Below are 1,233 nucleotides of genomic sequence, written 5' to 3' on the forward strand. Positions count from 1 at the left end.
TATTTTCTTTATTATAAGGTTAAATATATCTATAATTATAAAAAATGTTTCTATAAGAAAAAATTATAATAATTTTTATAATTAATTAAAAAAAGATAAAAAAATTTGCATTTATATTAAAAGTATGGTAACATAAATCTTGCGAGTAAGTCAGACAATCGCTGCTGATTTTTTCAGGAGAGGAAAGTCCGAGCTCCGTAGGGCAGGGTGCTGGGTAACTCCCAGTGGAGGTGACTCTAAGGAAAGTGCAACAGAGATATACCGCCAGAACAAGTTTACTTGTGAGTTTAGATTTTATCTAACTGGTAAGGGTGGAAAGGTGAGGTAAGGGCTCACCAGCGTACTGGCGACTGTACGGCTATGTAAACCCCATCTGGAGCAAGATCGAATAGGGGGATATATGGGGCTGCCCGTCCCGTCCCCGGGTGTATCGCTTGAGTTTATTGGTAACAATAGGCCTAGATAGATGATTGTCAAATACAGAACTCGGCTTATAGATTTATCTCGTACATGAAAAACATTAGGTTAACGCCTAGTGTTTTTCTTTATGTGTATAATAAAATAAAATGTTGAATAAAAAATTTAATAATGTGAGTCATTAGTATAAAATAATAACCTATATGATAAGATAAAGTTTAAAAATTAAATAGGTCTTTCTGACATTTTACTTATATTTGAAATTAATATTAAAAATAAGTATTATATTTTTTTACTTATATGGGCATAATATATACGAATTAATAAAATATATTTAAAACGGAGGTATATAAAAATGTCAGATAACGAACATAAAAACAAATATGAAAATAAAAGCAGTTTCTTAGGATGGATAGTAAGATTAGTATTATTTGCAATTGTCCTAGGTGTGACATCATTTTTGACACCAGGTTTTACTGTTAATGGATTATGGTCTATGATTATAGCAGCAGTTGTTATAACTGTATTAGACTATTTTGTAGAAGCTCTTATGGGTGTTGATGCATCACCTTTTGGAAAAGGTTTTAAAGGTTTTGCTATTGCAGCTGTAATAATATATTTAGCACAATTCGTAGTTCCTAATATGAGAGTATCTATAATAGGAGCTTTGATAGCAGCTATAATCATTGGAATAATAGACGCTATATTTCCAGGAAGAGTTATGTAAAACAATATTATAAAAAAATACCCTATAAATATTTAAAAAATATTTATAGGGTATTTTTTATTTATAACATATATAATGAAATATATAAA

At 29.6% G+C, this 1,233-nt stretch carries 1 protein-coding gene and 1 other RNA gene; both read left to right on the forward strand.

Annotated elements, in window-relative coordinates:
* Positions 1-142: 142 nt before the first annotated feature.
* Positions 143-511, forward strand: an RNA gene (gene rnpB / locus CSGHG_RS21545) — RNase P RNA component class A.
* Positions 512-772: 261 nt separating this feature from the next.
* Positions 773-1,144 carry a phage holin family protein gene (locus CSGHG_RS19175; protein ID WP_010291457.1) on the forward strand — a complete coding sequence of 124 codons (372 nt, stop codon included), beginning with the start codon at positions 773-775 and terminating at the stop codon, positions 1,142-1,144.
* Positions 1,145-1,233 lie beyond the last annotated feature (89 nt).

Origin of the sequence: Clostridium senegalense JC122 (assembly GCF_000285575.1) — a bacterium.
GTDB lineage: Bacteria > Bacillota > Clostridia > Clostridiales > Clostridiaceae > Clostridium_J > Clostridium_J senegalense.

Excerpts from the sequence above, each read along its gene's own strand:
- CSGHG_RS19175 (WP_010291457.1), top strand. The coding sequence starts at position 773 with ATGTCAGATAACGAACATAAAAACAAATATGAAAATAAAAGCAGTTTC.